Here is a 605-nt window from a genome sequence, read left to right as displayed (position 1 = left end):
GTCGACTCGTCGAACAGATCCGTCGCATACGTCAACGACACCGCCATCCCCGCCGCAGCACCCGCATCGTCGAACGACTCCACCACCGTCAGCTGCAGGTCGAACTTCGCCGACACCGACCCCGCATCGACACCAGCAACAGTCAGATCACCAAGCTCGAGGACCGACTGCTCCATGTTCTGGAACACCAACATCACCTGGAACAACGGATTCCGCGCCTGCGACCGCTCCGGATTGAGCACCTCCACCAACCGCTCGAACGGCACATCCGCATGCCCGAACGCCTGAAGATCAGCCTCCCGCACACCTGCCAGCAAATCGACGAACCGAGCAGCACCCTCCACCTCGGTCCGCAACACCAACGTATTGACGAACATCCCGATCACATCATCGAGAACCTGCTCACCACGACCCGCCACCGGAGTACCGATCGCAATATCCGAAGTACCCGACAACCGAGCCAACAACACCGCCAACGCCGCATGAACCACCATGAACAACGACGAATTCGACTCACGCGCAACATCACTCAAACCAGCATGAACATCCGCACCCACCACGAACGAATAATCCGCACCACGATTGGACGCCACCACAGGCCGCGG

Annotated in this window: 1 protein-coding gene; it reads right to left on the bottom strand. The window is 60.0% G+C overall.

Annotation, left to right across the window (positions count from 1 at the left end):
- On the bottom strand, nucleotides 1–605 hold a 605-nt coding region (locus AC1Q61_RS32765), incomplete at both ends, for a condensation domain-containing protein (RefSeq protein WP_492654938.1).

It is taken from the genome of Rhodococcus sp. MPR-R1B (assembly GCF_058793255.1).
This window is presented reverse-complemented; position numbering and strand designations above follow the sequence as displayed.